The sequence below is a fragment of the Bacillota bacterium genome (genome assembly GCA_012837285.1).
Taxonomy (GTDB): Bacteria; Bacillota; DTU030; order DUMP01; family DUMP01; genus DUNI01.
Genome location: DURJ01000095.1, coordinates 1 through 3,928 on the forward strand (window position 1 = coordinate 1; position 3,928 = coordinate 3,928).

Below are 3,928 nucleotides of genomic sequence, written 5' to 3' on the forward strand. Positions count from 1 at the left end.
ATACGTTTGCGCAGCGGCCGGATTGTTGAGGACTGGACCAACCCTGATCCGGTTCCGGCGGAAAGGATTGCTTGGTAAGATGAAAGCACTGGACAAACGGCTCATCCGCACTGTTTGGGGGGCCAAGGCTCAGTATGGAGCCGTGATAATAATCATCTGTATTGGCCTCATGATCTTAACATCCCTCAGCAACACGGCCCATAATCTAAAGGTGTCGGTGGATGAGTACTACCGCGATTACCGGTTTGCCGATCTATTCGCCGATTTTGCCCATGTGCCGGTGGGCACCATTTTGGATCTGGGAAAGCTGCGGGAAGTGGAGACAGTGGAAGCCCGCATTGTGGCTGACATACGGGCTGATGTGGGTCGGGATCTAAATCCCACCTTGCGTTTAGTAAGTATTGGTTCTGATCAAAAGATAAATCGTCTTTATGTACAGACGGGACGTATCCCTGCGGTGAGTGGGGAGAGGGGCATTGCCTTGCTGGCTGCCTTTGCTGAGGCCAATGATCTTACAGTGGGAGATAAGATCGACCTTATTATCCGGGGCGAATCTTTTCCGGTCACAGTAACAGCTTTGGTGGACAGTCCTGAATTTATCTATGCCATTAAAGACCTCAAGAGCATGCTGCCGGACAATCTTAACTTCGGCATCGGCTTTGTTAATATGCCTTTGCTACAAGAACTCTTGGCCCTGCCCGGTCAAGCTAACAATGCCGTTTTCTTGCTGCGGCCGGGAGTAGACGCCGAAGCGATTCGGGATAAAATCCAGGAGGATTACAAGACCCGGGGAATAAAGAGCATAGTAACCAGAGAAAACCAGGTTAGCCACGCTTTGACTGAGATGGAGATTGAGCAGCTGGAGCGCATGTCCCGGGCCGTACCCACTATTTTCTTGGGTATTGCCGCTGTGGTTACATACATGCTTATTTCTCGGTTGGTGCAGGCCGACCGCACTTCCATTGGCATCCTCAAGGCCACCGGCTTTAGCAACTGGGAAGTGATAAGCCACTATCTAAAGTTGGCGCTAATGGTAGGGTTGCCGGGGGCAGTCTGTGGGATGGGGGTCGGGTACCTGTTGGCCGCCTCTCTTACCGCTTATTTTTTGGAATTCTTTCAAATCCCACATTTAGAGATGCGGTTGTACTATGACTTTATTCTCTTTGGTATTTTGTCCACTGTTTTCTTTTGCGGCGGGACCGGCTTTTTGGCGGCCCGGGGCGTGCTTAGTATTGCCCCGGCCGATGCTATGCGCCCTAAAGCTCAGCCGCCGGGAAAGAAAAGCCTGCTGGAGTTGTGGGCACCTGACTTCTGGGCCCAAGTCACTTTCAGTTGGAAGCTGGTACTAAGGGGCATCTGGCGCAACCGGCGTCGCTTTGCTTTGGCCACGGTGGGGGTAGCCTTGGCTTATGCCCTGATCCTCTTTTCTTTTTATATGTTCGACGTGTGGGATGTGTTGTTCAATAAGCAGTTCGGCGAGTTGGACAGATACGACTATGCTGTGTCCTTTCTCCAGCCGGTAAGCTCCCGGGCAATTACCGAGATGCGGTCCCAGGCGCGTATTACTGCTATTGAACCTTTCTTGGAGCTGCCTTTTCAGGTGGCCCGGGGCTGGCGCGAACAAACCCTTCTGGTCCGAGCCCTGCCCAAGACCACTGAGCTGCAGCGATTCGAGGACGAGGACGGGAACTTTGTCCCCCTTCCCACCCACGGCGTTTTTCTCTCCCGCGGCCTGGCCGAATCCCTAGGCGTAAGCAGGGGAGAGTCAGTGGAAATGTCTTCCTATGCCACCGGCGGCAAGACCCACCTAGTCCCGGTGAAGGCGGTGGTGACTCAATATCTGGGCTCCGGTGTCTATATGTCTTTGGAACAGATGGAACGCCTGACTGGGCAGAAAGATACCTTTTCCGGTGCCGTGCTTGGTTCTGTCGATGATATTAAAAGGGCTTTCCAAGGTATGGGTAATGTAGAGTCCGTCTATTCCAGCGCGGATTTAATCGATATCTTTTCGGAATACCTGGGCCTGATGATCACTTATGTAACAGTCTTGGTTTTTGTAGCCGGGCTGTTAGGGTTTGCCATCCTTTACAATACAACCTCAGTCAGCATCGCCGAGCGTTCCAGGGAGTTTTCTTCTCTTAGGGTATTGGGATTTTCTCAGCTGGAAATCTTCCAGTTGGTAAGCAGAGAAAACTTGTTAGCTCTGCTGGCCGGGTTGGTCGGCGGGGCACCGCTGGGCAAGGGGTTAGTAGTGCTGGTGATTCGGGCCATGCTGGCCGAAAGTGGCGAGATGTTTGACTTTCCCACGGACATAAGTGCCGGCGCCTATTTGTTAGCTGCTGTGCTGTCGGTTTTGATCATGGTATTGACCCTGGCCGCTGTCTGGCAAAAGGTACGTAAGCTAAATTTCCTGGAGGCATTGTCCAGTAGACTTACCTAAGGGGGAGAAACTGTGAATAAGAGAAAAAAGCTAATCCTGACCGCCCTGGCAGCACTGGTTGTGATCATAGCGGCAGCGGTAATTGTCCGCGGCCGGCAGGGGATAGAGGCGGAAACGGTAGCTGTGACCGAGAGCCGTATTACCCGGACTGTTGTAGCCACCGGCCATTTTGCCGCCCAATCGGAACAAGAATTGGTGGCCCGTGACCCCCTGATCCTTAAGGAAGTGCTGGTCAAGGCTGGGGATCAGGTTCAAGCGGGGCAGGTGCTGGCTCTCCTTGACACCGCCGCCCTGGAAACAGAAAAGCAAGCTACCCAGGCCGAGTTGACCGCAATTGATACTCAGCAGGCCACTCTTGAAACCACCTTGCCCCTGCAGCAGGCCCAGGCCGAGAGCCAGGTGGCCGCGGCCGAACAGAGCTTGGAGCAAGCGGAGCAGGAAGCCCAGGCCATGACCGAGCTTTACGAAGCCGGTGCCGTGTCGGAGCTGGACTGGCGCCGGGCCCAAAGCGCTTTTGCAGCCAGTAAGGCGCAAGTACAAACAGCTAAGGCTCAGTTGGCCCAGATTCGTTCCCAGGCCGCTCTGATAAAGCAGTATCAGGAGCAGGCCCAGGCTCTTAGCACCCGCCTGAGTTTACTGGAAGAAAAGCTGGAATACTATCAAATGAAAGCCCCTGAGGCGGGGCAAGTGGTGGAAGTCTACGCTGAGGCCGGGGCAGTGGTGGGAGCAGGTACGCCCCTGTTTCTGGTCACCGGGCCGGACTTAGTGGTGAAGGCCGAGGTGCTGGCGCAAGACGCTCCGGAGCTGGCCCTGGACCAAAAGGCAATCATTTCCGGCGAAGTGTTAGGCCAAGATGAGCTTATCGGTACCCTGGGCCAAATTCATCCCCAGGCGGTGGAAAAACTGTCCGAGCTGGGTGTTATCCAGCGCCGGGTGCCGGTGGAGATTACTTTAGACCGCCGGCCGCCTAACATGCGCCCCGGGTATCCGGTGGAAGTAGAGATCATCACCGCCGAGACCATCGGCCTGGCCTTACCGTTGGAAGCAGTATTTACCCTGGATGGCGAAGATAAAACCTTCGTGGTAAAAAACGGCCGAGCTATCCTTACCTCGGTGGACATCGGCCTTGAAGGCGAAGACTACCTGGAAGTTCTGTCCGGCATAAACAGCGGCGATATCGTAATAATAAATCCGCCCAAAGAAGTGGCGGACAAAGTAAAAGTAAAGGGAAAATAGTAGGGGCGGCCCTTTGTGAATGTAGGGCGAGTCTCTTTGCCCGCCCATGTTTTCCATATTGACGGGGCTAATGATATGCACTAGTATTGACTCACAACTATGAATCAGAAGTGATTAAAGAGGTGAGGCCAATATGTGGAACGAATTTAAGCAGTTTGCCATGAGAGGAAATGTCATGGATCTAGCTGTGGGTGTCATTATCGGCGGTGCCTTCGGGAAGATTGTCACGTCCTTGGTTAACGACCTGATAAT

General features: G+C 53.7%; 3 protein-coding genes. All 3 read left to right on the forward strand.

The annotated features are described in order from the left end of the window. Positions 1-79: 79 nt before the first annotated feature. The gene (locus GX016_05635; protein ID HHT71040.1) at positions 80-2,440 is read left to right on the forward strand and encodes an ABC transporter permease; all 2,361 of its coding nucleotides are present in this window, start codon (positions 80-82) and stop codon (positions 2,438-2,440) included. Positions 2,441-2,452: 12 nt separating this feature from the next. Further along, positions 2,453-3,676: an HlyD family efflux transporter periplasmic adaptor subunit gene (locus GX016_05640; protein ID HHT71041.1), complete on the forward strand. Its 1,224-nt coding sequence runs from the start codon at positions 2,453-2,455 to the stop codon at positions 3,674-3,676. Between the two features lie 133 nt (positions 3,677-3,809). Then, the coding region (locus tag GX016_05645) for an MscL family protein (protein HHT71042.1) at positions 3,810-3,928 on the forward strand (119 nt) is incomplete at its 3' end.

Coding starts and splice junctions, on each gene's coding strand:
- GX016_05635 (HHT71040.1), top strand. CDS start 80: ATGAAAGCACTGGACAAACGGCTCATCCGCACTGTTTGGGGGGCCAAG.